15 protein-coding genes are annotated in these 14,971 nt (G+C 60.9%); 7 read left to right on the forward strand and 8 right to left on the reverse strand.

Annotated elements, in window-relative coordinates; genetic code table 11:
• Positions 1-5: 5 nt before the first annotated feature.
• The 4 genes from ACP7B9_RS11115 to ACP7B9_RS11130 all read right to left on the reverse strand — a co-directional run bounded on the left by ACP7B9_RS11115 (position 6) and on the right by ACP7B9_RS11130 (position 4,080).
• Positions 6-1,502, reverse strand: coding sequence for a cation acetate symporter (locus tag ACP7B9_RS11115; protein WP_425863341.1), 1,497 nt, complete (start codon positions 1,500-1,502; stop codon positions 6-8).
• Positions 1,499-1,891, reverse strand: coding sequence for a hypothetical protein (locus ACP7B9_RS11120; RefSeq protein ID WP_425863343.1), 393 nt, complete (start codon positions 1,889-1,891; stop codon positions 1,499-1,501). The genes ACP7B9_RS11115 and ACP7B9_RS11120 overlap by 4 nt, the downstream gene beginning before the upstream one ends.
• Positions 1,892-1,907: 16 nt before the next feature.
• Positions 1,908-2,633, reverse strand: a complete 726-nt coding sequence (locus ACP7B9_RS11125) for a LytR/AlgR family response regulator transcription factor (RefSeq protein WP_425863345.1) — start codon at positions 2,631-2,633, stop codon at positions 1,908-1,910.
• Between the two features lie 211 nt (positions 2,634-2,844).
• Positions 2,845-4,080 (reverse strand): sensor histidine kinase, encoded by a 1,236-nt coding sequence (locus ACP7B9_RS11130; protein ID WP_425863347.1) that lies wholly within the window; start codon positions 4,078-4,080, stop codon positions 2,845-2,847.
• A gap of 135 nt (positions 4,081-4,215) precedes the next feature.
• Between ACP7B9_RS11130 and ACP7B9_RS11135 the strand changes: the two genes are divergently transcribed.
• Positions 4,216-4,584, forward strand: a complete 369-nt coding sequence (locus ACP7B9_RS11135) for a DUF485 domain-containing protein (protein WP_425863571.1) — start codon at positions 4,216-4,218, stop codon at positions 4,582-4,584.
• A 3-nt stretch (positions 4,585-4,587) separates the two neighbouring features.
• The gene (locus ACP7B9_RS11140; protein WP_425863348.1) at positions 4,588-6,240 is read left to right on the forward strand and encodes a solute symporter family protein; all 1,653 of its coding nucleotides are present in this window, start codon (positions 4,588-4,590) and stop codon (positions 6,238-6,240) included.
• A 259-nt stretch (positions 6,241-6,499) separates the two neighbouring features.
• Here the strand turns inward: ACP7B9_RS11140 and ACP7B9_RS11145 are convergent, their stop codons facing one another.
• From ACP7B9_RS11145 to ACP7B9_RS11155, 3 genes are all read right to left on the reverse strand, one after another.
• Positions 6,500-7,177, reverse strand: coding sequence for a hypothetical protein (locus ACP7B9_RS11145; RefSeq protein WP_425863350.1), 678 nt, complete (start codon positions 7,175-7,177; stop codon positions 6,500-6,502).
• Between the two features lie 74 nt (positions 7,178-7,251).
• Entirely contained in the window at positions 7,252-7,656 is a 405-nt protein-coding gene (locus ACP7B9_RS11150) for a DUF4383 domain-containing protein (RefSeq protein WP_425863351.1), read from the reverse strand.
• 123 nt (positions 7,657-7,779) lie between these two features.
• Entirely contained in the window at positions 7,780-8,250 is a 471-nt protein-coding gene (locus tag ACP7B9_RS11155) for an Lrp/AsnC family transcriptional regulator (protein ID WP_425863353.1), read from the reverse strand.
• Positions 8,251-8,392: 142 nt separating this feature from the next.
• Between ACP7B9_RS11155 and pdhA the strand changes: the two genes are divergently transcribed.
• The 4 genes from pdhA to ACP7B9_RS11175 all read left to right on the forward strand — a co-directional run bounded on the left by pdhA (position 8,393) and on the right by ACP7B9_RS11175 (position 12,461).
• On the forward strand, positions 8,393-9,565 hold the full coding sequence (gene pdhA / locus ACP7B9_RS11160; protein WP_425863355.1) for a pyruvate dehydrogenase (acetyl-transferring) E1 component subunit alpha: 1,173 nt from the start codon (positions 8,393-8,395) through the stop codon (positions 9,563-9,565).
• Positions 9,562-10,572, forward strand: a complete 1,011-nt coding sequence (locus ACP7B9_RS11165; protein WP_425863357.1) for an alpha-ketoacid dehydrogenase subunit beta — start codon at positions 9,562-9,564, stop codon at positions 10,570-10,572. Before pdhA ends, ACP7B9_RS11165 begins: the two co-directional genes overlap by 4 nt.
• Before the next feature lie 2 nt (positions 10,573-10,574).
• Positions 10,575-11,984: a dihydrolipoamide acetyltransferase family protein gene (locus ACP7B9_RS11170; RefSeq protein WP_425863359.1), complete on the forward strand. Its 1,410-nt coding sequence runs from the start codon at positions 10,575-10,577 to the stop codon at positions 11,982-11,984.
• Positions 11,985-12,092: 108 nt separating this feature from the next.
• The gene (locus ACP7B9_RS11175) at positions 12,093-12,461 is read left to right on the forward strand and encodes an SPW repeat protein (protein ID WP_425863361.1); all 369 of its coding nucleotides are present in this window, start codon (positions 12,093-12,095) and stop codon (positions 12,459-12,461) included.
• Between the two features lie 187 nt (positions 12,462-12,648).
• On the opposite strand, the gene ACP7B9_RS11180 is transcribed toward ACP7B9_RS11175, so the two are convergent.
• Entirely contained in the window at positions 12,649-13,242 is a 594-nt protein-coding gene (locus ACP7B9_RS11180; protein WP_425863362.1) for a TetR/AcrR family transcriptional regulator, read from the reverse strand.
• Between the two features lie 115 nt (positions 13,243-13,357).
• Between ACP7B9_RS11180 and ACP7B9_RS11185 the strand changes: the two genes are divergently transcribed.
• Positions 13,358-14,965, forward strand: coding sequence for a carboxyl transferase domain-containing protein (locus ACP7B9_RS11185; protein WP_425863364.1), 1,608 nt, complete (start codon positions 13,358-13,360; stop codon positions 14,963-14,965).
• Positions 14,966-14,971: the final 6 nt, after the last annotated feature.

Raw genomic sequence — 14,971 nt, forward strand, 5'->3', positions numbered from 1 at the left:
GAGGGCTACTGCTTTCGTGGATTTTCCACGGCCAGCGGCCGTTCGGGAACATGCAGCTTGGTCATGAAGCGTGCCACCGTCGAGCTGCGGCGGTGAGCTGTAGCCTTCGAGACCAGGATCGTGACAAGAAATGCCACGGGGACAGTCCAAGCAGCGGGCTGGGTCAGCACATCGCGCCACGGTGATTCCAGCCCAATGCGGGCTCCGGCCAGGATTGCTGTCCCACAGAGCACGCCGCCGGTCAACATGCCGGCGACGGCACCAGCATCCGTGAGCCCTCGCCACCAGATTCCCAGCAGGAGCAGCGGGCAAATTGTTGATGCCGTGAAGGCAAAGACGAGCCCCACACTTCCGGCTAGGGCCAGTGAGTCCGTCATCATGGCGACACCAAAGGGCACGACGGCGGCGATCACAGCAGCGATCCTGAATCCTCGCACGCTCCCGCCCATCACATCCTGGCTAATGACGCCCGCTAGGGAGACCACCAGGCCCGACGTGGTCGAGAGAAATGCAGCAAATGCGCCAGCCACCACCAGGGCGGTTAACATGTCACCGCCCAGCCCTCCGATGAGCCGGCCCGGCAGCAGCAGGACTGTGGCGTCCGGATTGCCGTTGAGGGCCAGATCTGGCAGGAACGCCCTGCCTAGGACACCGTAAATGGTCGGGAAAAGGTAAAAGAGGGACAGTAATCCCAAAACGATCAGCGTAGTGCGGCGGGCGGCCGCGCCGTCGGGGTTTGTATAGAAGCGCACCAGCACGTGGGGGAGTCCCAGCGTGCCGAAGAGGAGTGCGATCATGAGCGAGAGCGTGCGGTACGTGGACCCTCCGGTCAGCGGCTCTGCCGGAGGGAAAAGTTCCACGCCCTGGGGCACCACGGGTGCTGAAGCTGAACCGCCGGTAACCATCAGGAGCATGAAGACGGCGGGGACGGCCAGAGCTGTCAGTTTCAGCCAGAATTGAAATGCCTGGACGAACGTCATTGAGCGCATCCCGCCCGTGACAACTGTCAGGCACACAATGACCACCACGGCCCCCGCCCCCACCCAGGAGGGCAAACCCGTGGTGATGCGAATAGTCAGGGCGGCACCATGCAACTGCGGAACAATATAGAACCAGCCCACGGCAACGACAAGGATACTGGTGACATAGCGGGCGGTGGTTGATTCGAGCCGGGCTTGGGCAAAGTCGGGGATCGTATAGGCTCCCGAGCGGCGCAAGGGCGCAGCCACAAAGAACAACAGCATCAAGTAACCGGCCGTGTAGCCGATGGGAAACCATAGCGCATCGATTCCTGACATCACGATGAGTCCGGCAATGCCAAGGAAACTGGCGGCGGAGAGATACTCGCCACCGATGGCCGAGGCATTCCACCACGGTTTCACCGTACGGGAGGCTACATAGAAATCACTCGTGGTGCGGGAGATCCGCAGGCCGTAGAAGCCTATGATGGTGGTGGCAAGGGAGACAAGGATGAGTGCCGTGTAACCAATGGCCGGATTCACTTTTCGTCCACCAGATCTCGATAAGCCAATTCATTCTTGGTGGCAGCCCGGACGTACAGCCAGGCGCAGGCACCGATGATTGGATACACGCCAATCCCCAGAACCAGCCATGGCACGGGGATACCGACGATCCGCCAGTCGGCAATGGCCGGGACCCACCGCACGGCGCCCCAACACAGCAGCAGGGAAGCAATGAACCCGGCAGAGACCACGAGTGCAAGGCGCAGCTGGGACCGGATGAGGGAACGCACCATGACCTCACCGACGGCCGTATGCTCGGCGACTTCCTGGGACACCGTGACCCCTGATGAAATCTGGTGCGCCTGGCTGCGTGGTGACGCCACCCGCACCCTGCCCTTGGCCGGCGGTCGGGTGGGGCCAATGCTCATGGCAGGAATCCTAGGCTCATGCCAGCGGCCGGACGCGCGTCGCCTGTAGGCGCTCACGCAGTACGGGTACATGCCGACGGCTCACTGGGAGCACGGCGTTGCCGACCGAAACTGTGGGTTTGGCTGCGCTAAGTTTCAAGGCTGTCACGAACCCCATGCAGACAAGGTATGAACGGTGGATCCTGATAAAACCAGATTCCGCCCAACGCTGTTCCAGATCCGCCAAAGGAACCCGGATCAGGTAGCTGGCCTCGGCCGTGTGCAGACGGGCGTAGTCGCCTTGGGCCTGAACAAATTTAACCTCGTCCAGGCGAATGATTCGGCTGACCCCGCCTTGGTCAACCGTGATCAGCTCAACGTCGTCAACAGCCGACGGGTGGGCTACAAGCTCAACAACGCGGTCCACAGTGCGGGTCAGTCGGTCGGTACGCAAGGGCTTGAGCAGGTAGTCCACGGCTGCCAACTCGAAGGCTTCCAAGGCACGGTCGTCGTCGGCCGTCACAAAAACCACTACGGGCGGGTTGCTGCGTTTGCCGATGACTTCTGCCAGCTCCAACCCCGAAAGGCCCGGCATATGGATGTCAAGGAACACCGCATCCACTGTGTATTTCTCCAGTAGGTCAAGGGCTTCTGCGCCGTTTGAGGCACGGTGAATTCGCCCTACACGGGGGTCGCGCCCCAGTAAGAAGGCCAACTCTTCAACCGCCGGTAGCTCGTCGTCAGCGACAAGGACGTTAATCATGCGCCTAAGCCTATCCGCCGCGGGGCCGCAAGCGAGCGCAGCGAGATTGGGGAGGCGGATAGGCGCTATCCGCCGCGGGGCCACAAGCGTGGGCCCACGCCCGCGAGGGGCCCGTCGCGAGCTTGCGAGTGATGGGAGCGGGTGGGGAGAAGCGAGGTTGGGGAGGCGGGGAGGCGCTATCCGCCGCGGGGCCACAAGCGAGCGCAGCGGACTAGGCGTCGTGGCCGGGCTGGTTCTTCGGCACGGTCATGGTGATGAGCATGCCATGCCCCACTCCCGTGTCCACAGTGAGTCCGTGCTCGTCTCCATAAACTTGTCGCAGCCGGGCATCAACGTTGCGCAGTCCGACGTGGTGTCCGTCTTGTTGGCCCGCGAGGACAAGCCGCAGTTGCTCCGGATCCATCCCCACGCCGTCGTCCTCAATGGTCACCTCCGTATAGGAGCCCAGATCACGGGCACAAATCTGCACCAGTCCCTTGCCTACCTTGGCCTCAAGTCCGTGGCGAACCGCATTTTCCACGAGCGGCTGCAGGCTCAGGAATGGAATCACGGTGCTCAGGACTTCGGGGGCGATCTGCAAGCTGACCTGCAAACGATCGCCAAAGCGGGCATTCTCCAGCAACAGGTATCTGTCGATGCAGCGCAATTCCTCGGCGAGAGTTGTGAAATCCCCATGCCGGCGGAAGGAGTAGCGGGTGAAATCGGCGAATTCCACCACAAGGTCGCGGGCTCGTTGCGGATCGGTGTTGATGAAGGAGGCGATGGCGTTGAGCGAGTTGTAAATGAAGTGCGGGCTGATCTGGGCGCGGAGGGCGCGAACCTCCGCTTCGGCCAGAAGGGTCCGCGAGGAGCTGAGCTCGGCGATTTCAAGTTGCGCCGAAACCCAGGCGGCCACCTCGTTGGTGGCTCGGACCAGCCCCGCCGTGGGTGACTTCGAGAGGATAATGACGGCGCCCACGGCCCGGGAATCGACCTTGAGCGGACTAATGACGGCGGCCTTCAGATCACTGTCGTGCAGCGGCAGCCCAAGCGCCTCGCGCAAAGGGGCATCCAGAGTGGCCACTTGGGTGCGGCCATTACTCAGTGCCCTGGCTGCCAACCCCATTACGGCGGCGGATTCGGGTTGTTTTGCCGCGGTGCCGGATCCGTCCCACGCGAGCAGGCGGGCGTCGTCGGTCATGGCGAAGGCCGCACAGTTGAGCAAGGTGCGCAATTGCCGACTCGCCTTCAACGCACCTGCCGGTTCCAGCCCGTTGCGCAATTGTTCGCCAGCCACCGCAGCCGAGTGAAGGGCCGCAAATGTGGCGTGTTCAGCTTCCGTGCCGAGCTCGCGGTGAGAGCGGGAAAGGCGAAAGCCAAGAGCCGCCACGACGGCTATCGCGGCGACGACGGCGGCGATGGCTGTGATGAGCAGGAGGGTGGAATCGTTGAGCACTTCAGTGGGCATGGTGACAAGACTAGCGGGGGACTGCGCCGTTCGGCGCAGCTTGCATGCCGTTCACCGCGACGGCCCTCCAATGAGGGGTGAATGTGAGCCGCAACACTTCATAGTGAAAGGGATCACATCACTCAAGGAGGAATGATGGGTAAATCAGCCCACGCAAGCCAGCCTGGCCCGGTGGACTTTGTTGCAGAGCAAAGTTCCCCGGCGTTTCAAGAGCTTCGCAAGTCCCATAGAAACTTTGTTTTCCCCGTAGCCGTCGGATTCCTCGTCTGGTACTTCGCCTACGTGCTGTTGGCCGCCTACGCACACGACTTCATGTCAATCAAGGTGTGGGGCAATATCAACATTGGCCTGGTCTTGGGCCTACTGCAGTTCGTCACCACCTTCGGCATCACCACATGGTATGTCTCATATGCCAACCGCCGGCTGGACCCCCAAGCTGCGGTTATTCGCCAGCGCCTGGAAAAGCAGATCGACGACGCCAACATGGACAAGGAAGAGGTTTAGTACATGAGCCTGACCTCCGCACTTAACACCGTTGCCCCGCTCGCGAAGTCCCTCGGCGAGCAGACCAAGGAACATTCATGGATCAACATCTTGATCTTTGTTGGCTTCGTTGCCATCACGATGATTGTGGTGTTCCGAGCTAGCCGCAATAACAGCACCGCCGCTGATTACTATGCGGCCGGCCGATCCTTCTCAGGCGGCCAAAATGGTACAGCCATTGCTGGTGACTACCTCTCGGCGGCATCCTTCCTTGGCATTACCGGGGCCATCGCCGTCAATGGTTACGATGGCTTCCTCTACTCCATCGGCTTCCTCGTGGCCTGGCTTGTGGCCCTGTTGCTCGTCGCCGAATTGCTCCGCAACACCGGCAAGTTCACCATGGCGGATGTACTCTCCTTCCGTTTGAAGCAGCGCCCTGTTCGCATTGCAGCTGCCACCACCACCTTGGTTGTTTGCTTCTTCTACCTGTTGGCCCAGATGGCCGGTGCCGGTGGACTGGTTTCCCTGCTGCTGGGCTTGGACAGCTCCAACAAGGCAGGACAGAACGTTGTCATTGCCGTGGTTGGCGTCCTCATGATCGTGTACGTACTGATCGGTGGCATGAAGGGCACCACGTGGGTCCAGATCATCAAGGCGTTCCTGTTGATCATCGGTGCGGCCATCATGACCATCATTGTGCTGGCCATGCACGGCTTCAACCTCTCAACCCTCATGGGTGCCGCCGTTGAAACATCCATCAATGAAGGTGGCGTGGGCGAAGCATTGCTGAACCCGGGTGCCGCGTACGGCAAGGCGCCTCTTGACTTCATTTCCCTGGCGTTGGCTCTTGTCTTGGGAACCGCGGCTCTGCCGCACGTGCTGATGCGTTTCTACACGGTCCCCACTGCTAAGGAAGCCCGCAAGTCTGTTGTTTGGGCGATCTGGCTTATCGGCGGCTTCTACATCTTCACCCTGGTTCTTGGCTACGGTGCCGGTGCCTTGATCGGCAAGGAAGCCATCCTGGCTGCTCCCGGTGGAGTCAACGCTGCCGCACCGCTGTTGGCCTTCGTCATTGGTGGACCGGTCCTGCTTGGCTTCATCTCAGCCGTTGCATTCGCCACGATCCTCGCCGTTGTTGCTGGCCTGACCATCACCGCGGCAGCATCCTTTGCGCACGACATTTACTCAAATGTCATCGCCAAGGGTGAGCCCAAGCCTGAAATGGAAGTCAAGGTTGCTCGCCGCACGGTTATTGTGATCGGTCTGGTCGCCATCGGCGGCGGTATCTTGGCCAACGGCCAGAACATCGCCTTCCTCGTGGCCTTGGCCTTCGCCGTCGCTGCCTCGGCTAACCTCCCTACCATTGTCTACTCGCTGTTCTGGAAGAAGTTCACCACGCAGGGCGCCCTGTGGAGCATGTACGGCGGCTTGGCCTCGGCCATCCTGCTCATTGCGTTCTCCCCGGTGGTGTCCGGCAACGCCAAGGCCATGATTCCCGGCGTTGACTTCTCCTGGTTCCCGCTGGCCAACCCCGGCATTATCTCCATCCCGCTGGCGTTCTTCCTCGGCTGGTTGGGTACCGCGCTGGATAAGGGCACCGAGAACCCCGCCATCCAAGCTGAGATGGAAGTTCGCTCCCTGACCGGCATCGGTGCCGAGAAGGCAGTGGACCACTAGTCCCCACGCCCTCCCCAATGACGGGTCGCAAGCGACCCGTCATTGGGGCCCCTCGGGCGCGTGGGCCCAATTAGCGGTTTGGGGGGCCCAGTTCACCCGTCATTGGGGCCCCTCGGGCGCGTGGGCCCAATTAGCGGTTGTGGGCCCACCACCCAGATGGGTGAGAAGCGCCGTCGTCCATATGGAAGAAGGCCCTGTTCGTGCGTACTTTACGCAGGAGCAGGGCCTTCTTCATGCCACCACCATCGAGGTATCTGTTCTAGTGGTGGTGGCCTTGGTTTTTCAATTGCTCAATATTGCTAGGAACACCGGGACTGTTTTCCGTGCTTTTGTGTCCCGAGTGCGGCACGGCAAGTTCACCCGCCGTGGATGCCGCCATTCCTACCGTCGTAATTCCGGCAACAAGAATGGAGGCCGCAAAAAGAGAGCCAACTACGGCCATGGCAGAAGGGTCTTTTCCAAACTTGATGGACTGGCCGATCCGCAGTTCAGTGTTTCTGCGCCACCCCAGAACGGCTATGACAGACAGTTCCAAGACCAACAGCGAGGCCACGGTGACATCGAAGGTTCGCGTCGACGTTGGCCACCGCCACAAGCCCTCCAGAAGTCCAATCAAGTGCACGCCGGCCGCCAATGCAACTACCAGCCGAAGCGCTGAGGCGTTCGGAAGAGCCCCTTTCCGGAACGACACAAATGCGTAGGCAAGCGATGATAGACAGTAGATTCCCGAGAGAATTCCGGCCGCCCATGAAGAGGCAGCTGAGATCCAGATGATGTTTCCTGCCGGGTCGGCTAGGCCCGTCGCCGCCCCGCCTAATCCGATGATCAAACTCGATGTGGCGGCGCTTGCCAAGGCCGCGATGCCCAGCAGGGCCAGACTGATGTACAGCGAAGACAGCTGTGTACCGGTTTGGCTCCTGCGCTCCACTGTTTTCAAGCTCGGAGTTGGAAACCCGGAAGACCCCCGTCTGGCAAGGGACGGGGCTCCCGTGTGCTGGGCGGATGTCATTCTCAGATGGTTCGAGCGGCTACTGCGCGGTCCTGAGAGAGACCCACTGCCAGCAGAACCAACGCGCTGCCCAGGTGTAGTACGTTGTCAGCGCCGTTGAGAGCGATGATGTTCAACGATGTCCCTGGCAGGAACAGTCCCACTATTCCTACAAGCAGGTAAACCGAACCGACAGTGGAGTTCATGGTCTTAGCGGCTGCCACTGAGGACAAACCAGCGATCAAAAGTGCTGCGCCGATGGCAAGGTGAATGATGTTGTGCAGCGGGTTGACCTCAAAGATGATCAAGTTTCGGCCCTCGGTAGCGAAGAAGCCGATTCCGCTGGTGACGAAGAATCCTACGATGCCAACCAAAAGGTAAACAGCGCCGAAAACGGTGGCAAGTAATCTATTCGGTGAAGTGCGCATGATGACTAGTCCTTTTCCTTACGACGAATAATGGTTCACTTCGTCGTGTCCTGACAGGGTTCAAAGTGAACCCATGACAGTGATTCGGAGCCACGAGTGATTCTGGATTGGGTGTTGGACTAACTATTTATCCAATTCCCGGCCAAGGAGGGGAGTGAGGCGGAAAGGGACCAGCTCATTCATAGCCAATGATGTCTCGGTCCGCTCCACGCCGTCGCAGGCAAGAATCTTTCCATTGATACGGAAGAGGTCCTCTGCACCTTTTGAGACCACGCGCACCAACAGGTCTTCCCGGCCACTGAGACCGTGGGCCTCAACAACTTCCGGAATGGCAGCCAGCGCCGCGCCAAGCTGCGGGAGTTTTTGTTGCTGCACATGCACGGAGATGAAGGCCGTTAGCGGGTATCCGAGTGCGGCCGTGCTCACCCTGTGATCGAAGTTCAGAAAGACACCCCGCTTCTCCAGGGAAGCCATCCGGGCCTGGACCGTATTGCGCGACAATCCAAGCCGCTCGGCCATGGCCACCACGGTTTGTCGGGGGTCCTGGACCAGGGCGAGGAGGATGCGGGCGTCGGTACCGTCAAAAGTAGGCATAATGCGCAGACTAGCACGGTCGCCCCAGTGAAAACAGGGCATAATGCTCAGTTTTGAAGCGGGTGATTGCGCCGAATGTGTGACGTGAGTATCGTCACATTCATAGGAACCATCCTCATCACCATGCAGGGAGGCGATCAATATGACTCATTCGCGCCACGAACCCACAGGTCACGCCGCAATGACAATGCACCAACTCATCACCGCAGACGGAAACCGTGTTGCCGATGAAGTGCTGGATCCATTCGTCAGCGACATTGACGATCAAACTCTTCGAAATTTGTACGAAGATATGGTTGTCATCCGCCGGATCGATTTTGAATCCACGGCCTTACAGCGCCAAGGGCAGCTGGCCCTTTGGCCGCCCATGCTGGGTCAGGAAGCGTCCCAGATTGGCTCGGTCCGGGCCCTGGACGAGGACGATTTCGTTTTCCCCACGTACCGGGAAAACGGTGTTGCGTATTGCCGCGGTGCCTCGATGGGCAATGTACTCGGAGTATGGCGGGGCACGAGCAACACCGGCTGGGATCCGTATGAGCTCAACATGGCCACGCCCCAGATCATCATCGGCTCGCAAACTCTGCACGCCACCGGATATGCCATGGGTCTGGTCTTGGAAGGCAAGGAGTCGCTGTCCATTGCGTATCTCGGCGACGGCGCCACCAGCCAGGGTGACGTCCACGAATCCATGGTCTTCGCGGCCAGCTTCCAGGCGCCGGTCATCTTCTTCTGCCAAAACAACCACTGGGCCATTTCCGAACCCGTGGGCCTGCAATCGCATGTCCCGATCGCGGGGCGTGCGCCGGGCTACGGCATACCCAGTCTGCAAGTGGACGGCAACGACGTCCTGGCTGTTCTCGCCGCAACCCGCTGGGCCGCCCACCGCGCCCGCACCGGCGGTGGCCCCAGCTTCATCGAAGCCGTCACGTACCGCATGGGCGCGCACACCACGGCCGATGACCCCACTCGCTACCGTGGCGTTACCGAGCTGGAGGAATGGGGAGCCAAGGACCCGCTTGCCAGGATGCGCACCTTCCTCGTCAACGCCGGGAAGCTCGACGCCGAAGCCGAGTCTGCGATCGCAGCGAAGGCTGACGCTGTGGCCGCCGAGCTACGCGACGCCTGCATCAACCTTCCTGATCCGGAACCAATGAGTGCTTTCGACAACGTGTACGTGGACGAGCACCCTGTCCTTGACCGCCAGCGCGAGCACTACCGGGCATACTTGGCGTCATTTGACGGTTCAACAACTGCAGCTTCAGAAGCACCCACCGCGATGACACCCACTTCGATGACACAAGGACGTGCATCATGAGCAAGTTAAGTCTTACGCAGGCCATCAACGCCGGCCTGCGCCGAGCGCTGGAAGACGATCCCAAGGTGGTCCTGCTTGGCGAAGACATTGGGACCTTGGGCGGAGTCTTTCGCGTCACCGACGGCCTGATGAAGGACTTTGGCTCGCACCGGGTCATCGACACCCCGCTAGCAGAATCGGCCATTATCGGTACCGCGGTGGGATTGGCCTACCGCGGCTTTCGGCCCGTGTGCGAGATCCAGTTTGATGGCTTCATTTATCCCGGCTTTGATCAGATTGTCTCGCAAGTCGCCAAGATGCATGTCCGCACGCACGGCAAGGTTCGAATGCCCCTGACCATCAGGGTGCCGTTCGGCGGTGGAATTGGCTCCCCGGAACACCACTCCGAATCTCCCGAGGCCTATTTTGTGCACACCTCGGGATTGCGGGTCATTAGCCCGTCCAATCCCCAAGACGCCTACACCATGCTGCGCCAGGCCATCTCCAGCGATGATCCAGTGCTCTACTTCGAGCCCAAGCGCCGCTACCACACCAAGGGTGAGGTGGATCTGGAGATGCCGCTCGCCTCGGCACCCCACATGGGTGCCGCCCGGGTAGTCGCCGCCGGAACAGATGTCACCCTTGTTACGTATGGTCCGCTGGTGCGGACCGCTCTCGACGCCGCAAGTGCCGCCGCCGCAGAGGGCATTTCCATCGAGGTCATCGACCTTCGTTCGCTCTCACCCGTGGACTACCCGCCGATCATGGAATCAGTCCGACGCACCGGCCGTCTGGTCATCAGTCACGAGGCAGGCCAAACACTGGGACTCGGCGCCGAAATCGCCGCAACGATCACCGAGCGCTGTTTCAATTACCTCGAATCGGCGCCTGTACGGGTCACCGGCTTCGACATCCCGTATCCGCCGTCAAAGTTGGAGAAGCACCACCTCCCCGACCTCGACAGAATGCTCGACGGCGTTGACCGCGCCTTGGGCCGCACCAACTCACACACTGGATTGGACGACTAACCATGATCGCTGAATTCAAGCTGCCGGATCTGGGCGAAGGCCTCACCGAATCCGAGATTGTCAGCTGGAGCGTGGCCGTCGGAGATTCCGTAGTCCTCAACCAGGTCATCGGTGAAGTTGAAACCGCTAAAGCCGTGGTGGAGCTACCCTCACCGTTCGCAGGAGTCGTCACCGCCATTACGCATGAGCCGGGGACCATGGTGGAAGTAGGCGAAGTAATCATCGCCTTCGACGTTGCCGATCAAGCGGGTGGCAGCCTGCCGGCCGGCCTGACAAGCCCCCCGCCCGCTTCGCGGACGCCCGAAGCCGCTCCCGGGGGCCTGTCAGCCCAGCCGGCCGAGGCTGTTGATCCCAGTGAGTCGACGCGGAAGCGGGTTCCTACGCTTGTGGGGTACGGGGCTGATCCGGAATCATCTTCTGCTCCGGTGCGGCGGCAGCGGGTGTTTGCTTCCCCGGCAGCTGCAACCTTGTCTGCTGTTGATGCTGGGGCGTCTGTTCGCGTGCAGACAGACAGGCCGCGGTCTACGCCTCCTGTGCGGAAGTTGGCCCGAGATCTTGGCATTGAGCTGGGAATGCTGGCCGGTTCAGGGGAGCGAGGGCTCATCACGCGCCAGGACGTGGTCTCGTTTTCCGGGAACACAGCGGGTGGAGACGTGCCAGCGGTGGAGGGTACGCCGTCGAACATTCCAGCGCGAACGCAAGGCGTAGGGGAGCGGGAAGTCCGGACGCCCATCAAGGGCGTGCGCAAGTTCATGGCCCAGGCCATGGTGGAGAGTGCATTCACGGCTCCCCACGTCACCGAGTTCCTCACCGTGGATGTCACCGCTGGCATGGATTTTCTGGCGAAGCTGCGCTCGCAGAAGGAATTCGCGGGGGTCAAGGTTACGCCGCTGACGCTGGTGGCCAAGGCGGTAAACCTGGCCATTGCCCGGCATCCAGCCTTGAATTCTCACTGGGATGAGGCCCGTCAGGAGGTCGTGACCTTCAATTACGTGAATCTGGGGATTGCCGCGGCAACTCCACGCGGGCTGGTGGTGCCGAACATCAAGGAAGCACAGTCGTTGGGACTCCACGGGCTGGCTGTAGCACTGGGAGGGCTGGCCGATACGGCGCGGGCCGGCAAAACACAGCCCGCCGATCTTGCCGGCGGAACCTTCTCCATTACCAACATTGGGGTGTTCGGTATTGATGCCGGCACGCCTATTCTCAACCCGGGTGAAGCTGGCATTCTCGCTATGGGTGCCGTGCGCAAAACTCCGTGGGAATACCACGGTGAGGTGGCGCTGCGGCAGGTCATGACACTGAGCCTGTCCTTTGATCACCGGCTGGTGGACGGTGAACAGGGCTCGCGGTTCCTTGCGGACGTGGGTGCCGTGATGGCGGATCCGGCCATGGCGCTGGTACTGGGCTGAAGTGCTGCACGAATGCAACGCTGGGGCTCTGGCTACGCCGAAGGGACGGACGTATATTTATAGATGACCCCCACTGTTGGGAGCCACCTTGTAAGGAGGTTGGTATCAATGAAGAAGTGGAATCGCTGGCAAGACTATGTTGTAGTGATCGCTGGCATGTATGCGGCGCTGTCGACCCTGTGGACAACGCAGCAGAACAGTTCCATGGTCATGATGATCGGATGCGGCGTCCTGCTGATGGCAACGGGTGTTTGGAATCTGATGAGCCCAGGGCAGCCTGTCGCTGAATGGGTGCAGATGGTCCTTGGCGCCTTGCTGGTTGTCTCCCCGTGGCTGGCAGCTTACACAGCACATGAGGCAGCAACCTGGAATTCATGGATCGCGGGCGGCGTGGCAGTTGTCGCCGGAGTCCTTGCGTTGCAGCCAAGCATGCATCAACATGCAGAAGGTCATCACGGAGGCATGGCAGCACACTAGTAGCCTCAAACTATTTATTGGCCCAGAAGCGCCGAGGAAACTTGGCGCTTCTACTTTGGGTCAAGCGAACCCTCAGCGCCGAATCTATTAAGCAGTACCTGCGGGTATTTAAGGAAAATACCCGCAGGTACTGCTTAAAGGAATCGCAAGGAATCGCCAGAGACAGAAATTGGCTAAGTAGAGCCGCTTACAGCCCGGTCAACCCGGCCCAGGCCATGGCTTCCAGGACCGGCCGCGCCGTGGCTGCCGGTTCACGATGCATCTGGACACTATGCGGCGTGGAGTTGATCAGGCCAAAGACTGCGTGGGCCTGAAGGCGGCGGACCGCGGCGTCACGCTCGGGAAATAAACGGCCCAGCGCGCCAACCCACAGCTCAACGTATGCGCGCTGCAGGGATCTCACCGCGGAGCTGTCTTCTTCCCCGAGGCTGTCAAAGTCCCGGTCCTGTACACGGATCACATCCGGCTTGGTCACGGCAAAATCAACGTGAAATGCGACGAGGGCGCGCAAGGCAGCCGCGGCATCGGGCGTCGACTCAACCACGGACTTCCCTCCAGCCAGAAGGTCCTCGCTGACGCCAACCAGCAACGCACCCAGCAGCGCCTGCTTGCCGTTGAAGTGCCGGTACACGGCGGGTCCGCTCACGCCGGCTGCCGCGCCTAGGTCCTCGATGGACACGCCCTTGAAGCCACGCTGGGCAAATAATGACGCCGCGGAATTGAGCAGCACCGTTCGCCGGTTGGCTTTGGCCTGGGCGCGTGCGTTTGCCGGTTGTGCCACCTTCGCTCCTTATGTGCTGGACATGTGCTGGACATCACGGAAATCACAGACTAACCTGAATTTCAGTTAGTGATTATTAACTTAGTGTAGTGGTGAATGAGCGGATGAGGGGTCGATGGAGACTTTGATGAGCCAGGTGGAGCCGGCCGGTGAGGTGTTTGCGCGCAACGATGCGCAGCAGCGCGAGCTGGTGGCACAATTGCGCCACCACCTGCGGACCACTGCCCTTGGCGGTCCGGAAAAGTCGCGTGAGCGCCATACATCGCGTGGAAAGCTCCTGCCGCGAGACCGGATCGATCACCTGCTCGATGACGGCAGTCCCTTCCTTGAGGTCGCACCGCTCGCTGCCCATGAAATGTACGACGGCGCGTCCCCCGGGGCCGGGGTCATCGCCGGCATCGGGGTGGTTCAGGGCCGCCACGTGATGATCGTGTGCAACGACGCCACGGTCAAGGGCGGCACGTATTACCCGTTGACGGTCAAGAAGCACCTGCGGGCCCAGGAAATTGCGTTGGAAAATCGGCTGCCCTGCATCTACCTGGTGGATTCTGGTGGAGCATTTCTGCCCAAGCAGGACGAGGTGTTCCCAGACAAAGAACACTTTGGCCGGATCTTCTTCAACCAGGCCCAAATGTCTGCACGGAAGATTCCGCAGATCGCTGCCGTGATGGGTTCCTGCACAGCGGGCGGCGCCTATATGCCGGCCATGAGCGATGAAACCGTAATTGTCCGCAACCAGGGCACCATCTTCCTGGGCGGACCGCCCTTGGTGAAAGCGGCCATCGGCGAAATCGTCACGGCGGAGGAGCTCGGCGGAGGAGACGTACACGCGGGAATCTCGGGCGTCGTCGACCATCTGGCCGAAAACGATGAGCACGCGCTGGCCATCATTCGCGACGTCATTGCAACGCTGCCGCACGATCCGGCACCGGCCTGGGCCGTGGTGGAAAGCAAGGAACCGGCGGCCAATGAAGAGGAGCTGTACGGCGCCGTCCCCACGGACCTGAACACGCCCTACGATGTCCGGGAGATCATCGCCCGGGTGGTCGATGGCAGCAAGTTCCACGAGTTCAAGAAAAGCTACGGCACCACGCTCGTCACCGGCTTCGCCACACTCCATGGGCATCCCGTGGGTATCATCGCCAACAACGGCGTGCTCTTCAGCGAGTCCGCGCTCAAGGGTGCCCACTTCATTGAACTGTGCGATCAACGCGGCATCCCGCTGATCTTCCTGCAGAACCTCAACGGATTCATGGTCGGCAAGGACTACGAACACGGTGGGATCGCCAAACACGGCGCCAAGATGGTCACGGCCGTAGCCACCGCACGGGTGCCCAAGCTGACGGTCATTGTGGGCGGATCGTTCGGCGCAGGCAACTACTCCATGTGTGGGCGGGCCTACTCACCAAGGTTCCTGTGGACGTGGCCGGCGTCCCGCATCTCCGTCATGGGCGGGAATCAGGCATCATCAGTTCTGGCCACCGTGAAAAGGGACCAGCATGAACAGCGTGGTGTGGAATGGTCCGCCGCGGAGGAAGCCGAGTTCAAGGCTCCCATCCTGGCCCAGTATGAGGACCAGGGCAGTCCTTATTACGCCACCGCCCGGCTCTGGGACGACGGCGTGATCGACCCCGCGGACACCCGCACCGTGCTCGGGCTCGCCCTGGATATTTGCGCCCGAACGCCCCTGCCCGAGACCTCCTTCGGCCTCTTTAGAATGTGAGCCACT

Source organism: Arthrobacter sp. TWP1-1 (assembly GCF_049897845.1).
Taxonomy (GTDB): domain Bacteria; phylum Actinomycetota; class Actinomycetes; order Actinomycetales; family Micrococcaceae; genus Specibacter.

What these genes read in the sequence shown, in the direction of transcription:
- ACP7B9_RS11185 (WP_425863364.1), top strand. Translation starts at nt 13,358, where the DNA reads ATGGAGACTTTGATGAGCCAGGTGGAGCCGGCCGGTGAGGTGTTTGCG.
- ACP7B9_RS11135 (WP_425863571.1), top strand. Translation starts at nt 4,216, where the DNA reads ATGGGTAAATCAGCCCACGCAAGCCAGCCTGGCCCGGTGGACTTTGTT.
- ACP7B9_RS11150 (WP_425863351.1), bottom strand. Translation starts at nt 7,656, where the DNA reads ATGCGCACTTCACCGAATAGATTACTTGCCACCGTTTTCGGCGCTGTT.
- pdhA (WP_425863355.1), top strand. Translation starts at nt 8,393, where the DNA reads ATGACTCATTCGCGCCACGAACCCACAGGTCACGCCGCAATGACAATG.
- ACP7B9_RS11170 (WP_425863359.1), top strand. Translation starts at nt 10,575, where the DNA reads ATGATCGCTGAATTCAAGCTGCCGGATCTGGGCGAAGGCCTCACCGAA.
- ACP7B9_RS11130 (WP_425863347.1), bottom strand. Translation starts at nt 4,080, where the DNA reads ATGCCCACTGAAGTGCTCAACGATTCCACCCTCCTGCTCATCACAGCC.
- ACP7B9_RS11165 (WP_425863357.1), top strand. Translation starts at nt 9,562, where the DNA reads ATGAGCAAGTTAAGTCTTACGCAGGCCATCAACGCCGGCCTGCGCCGA.
- ACP7B9_RS11155 (WP_425863353.1), bottom strand. Translation starts at nt 8,250, where the DNA reads ATGCCTACTTTTGACGGTACCGACGCCCGCATCCTCCTCGCCCTGGTC.
- ACP7B9_RS11125 (WP_425863345.1), bottom strand. Translation starts at nt 2,633, where the DNA reads ATGATTAACGTCCTTGTCGCTGACGACGAGCTACCGGCGGTTGAAGAG.
- ACP7B9_RS11120 (WP_425863343.1), bottom strand. Translation starts at nt 1,891, where the DNA reads ATGAGCATTGGCCCCACCCGACCGCCGGCCAAGGGCAGGGTGCGGGTG.
- ACP7B9_RS11175 (WP_425863361.1), top strand. Translation starts at nt 12,093, where the DNA reads ATGAAGAAGTGGAATCGCTGGCAAGACTATGTTGTAGTGATCGCTGGC.
- ACP7B9_RS11140 (WP_425863348.1), top strand. Translation starts at nt 4,588, where the DNA reads ATGAGCCTGACCTCCGCACTTAACACCGTTGCCCCGCTCGCGAAGTCC.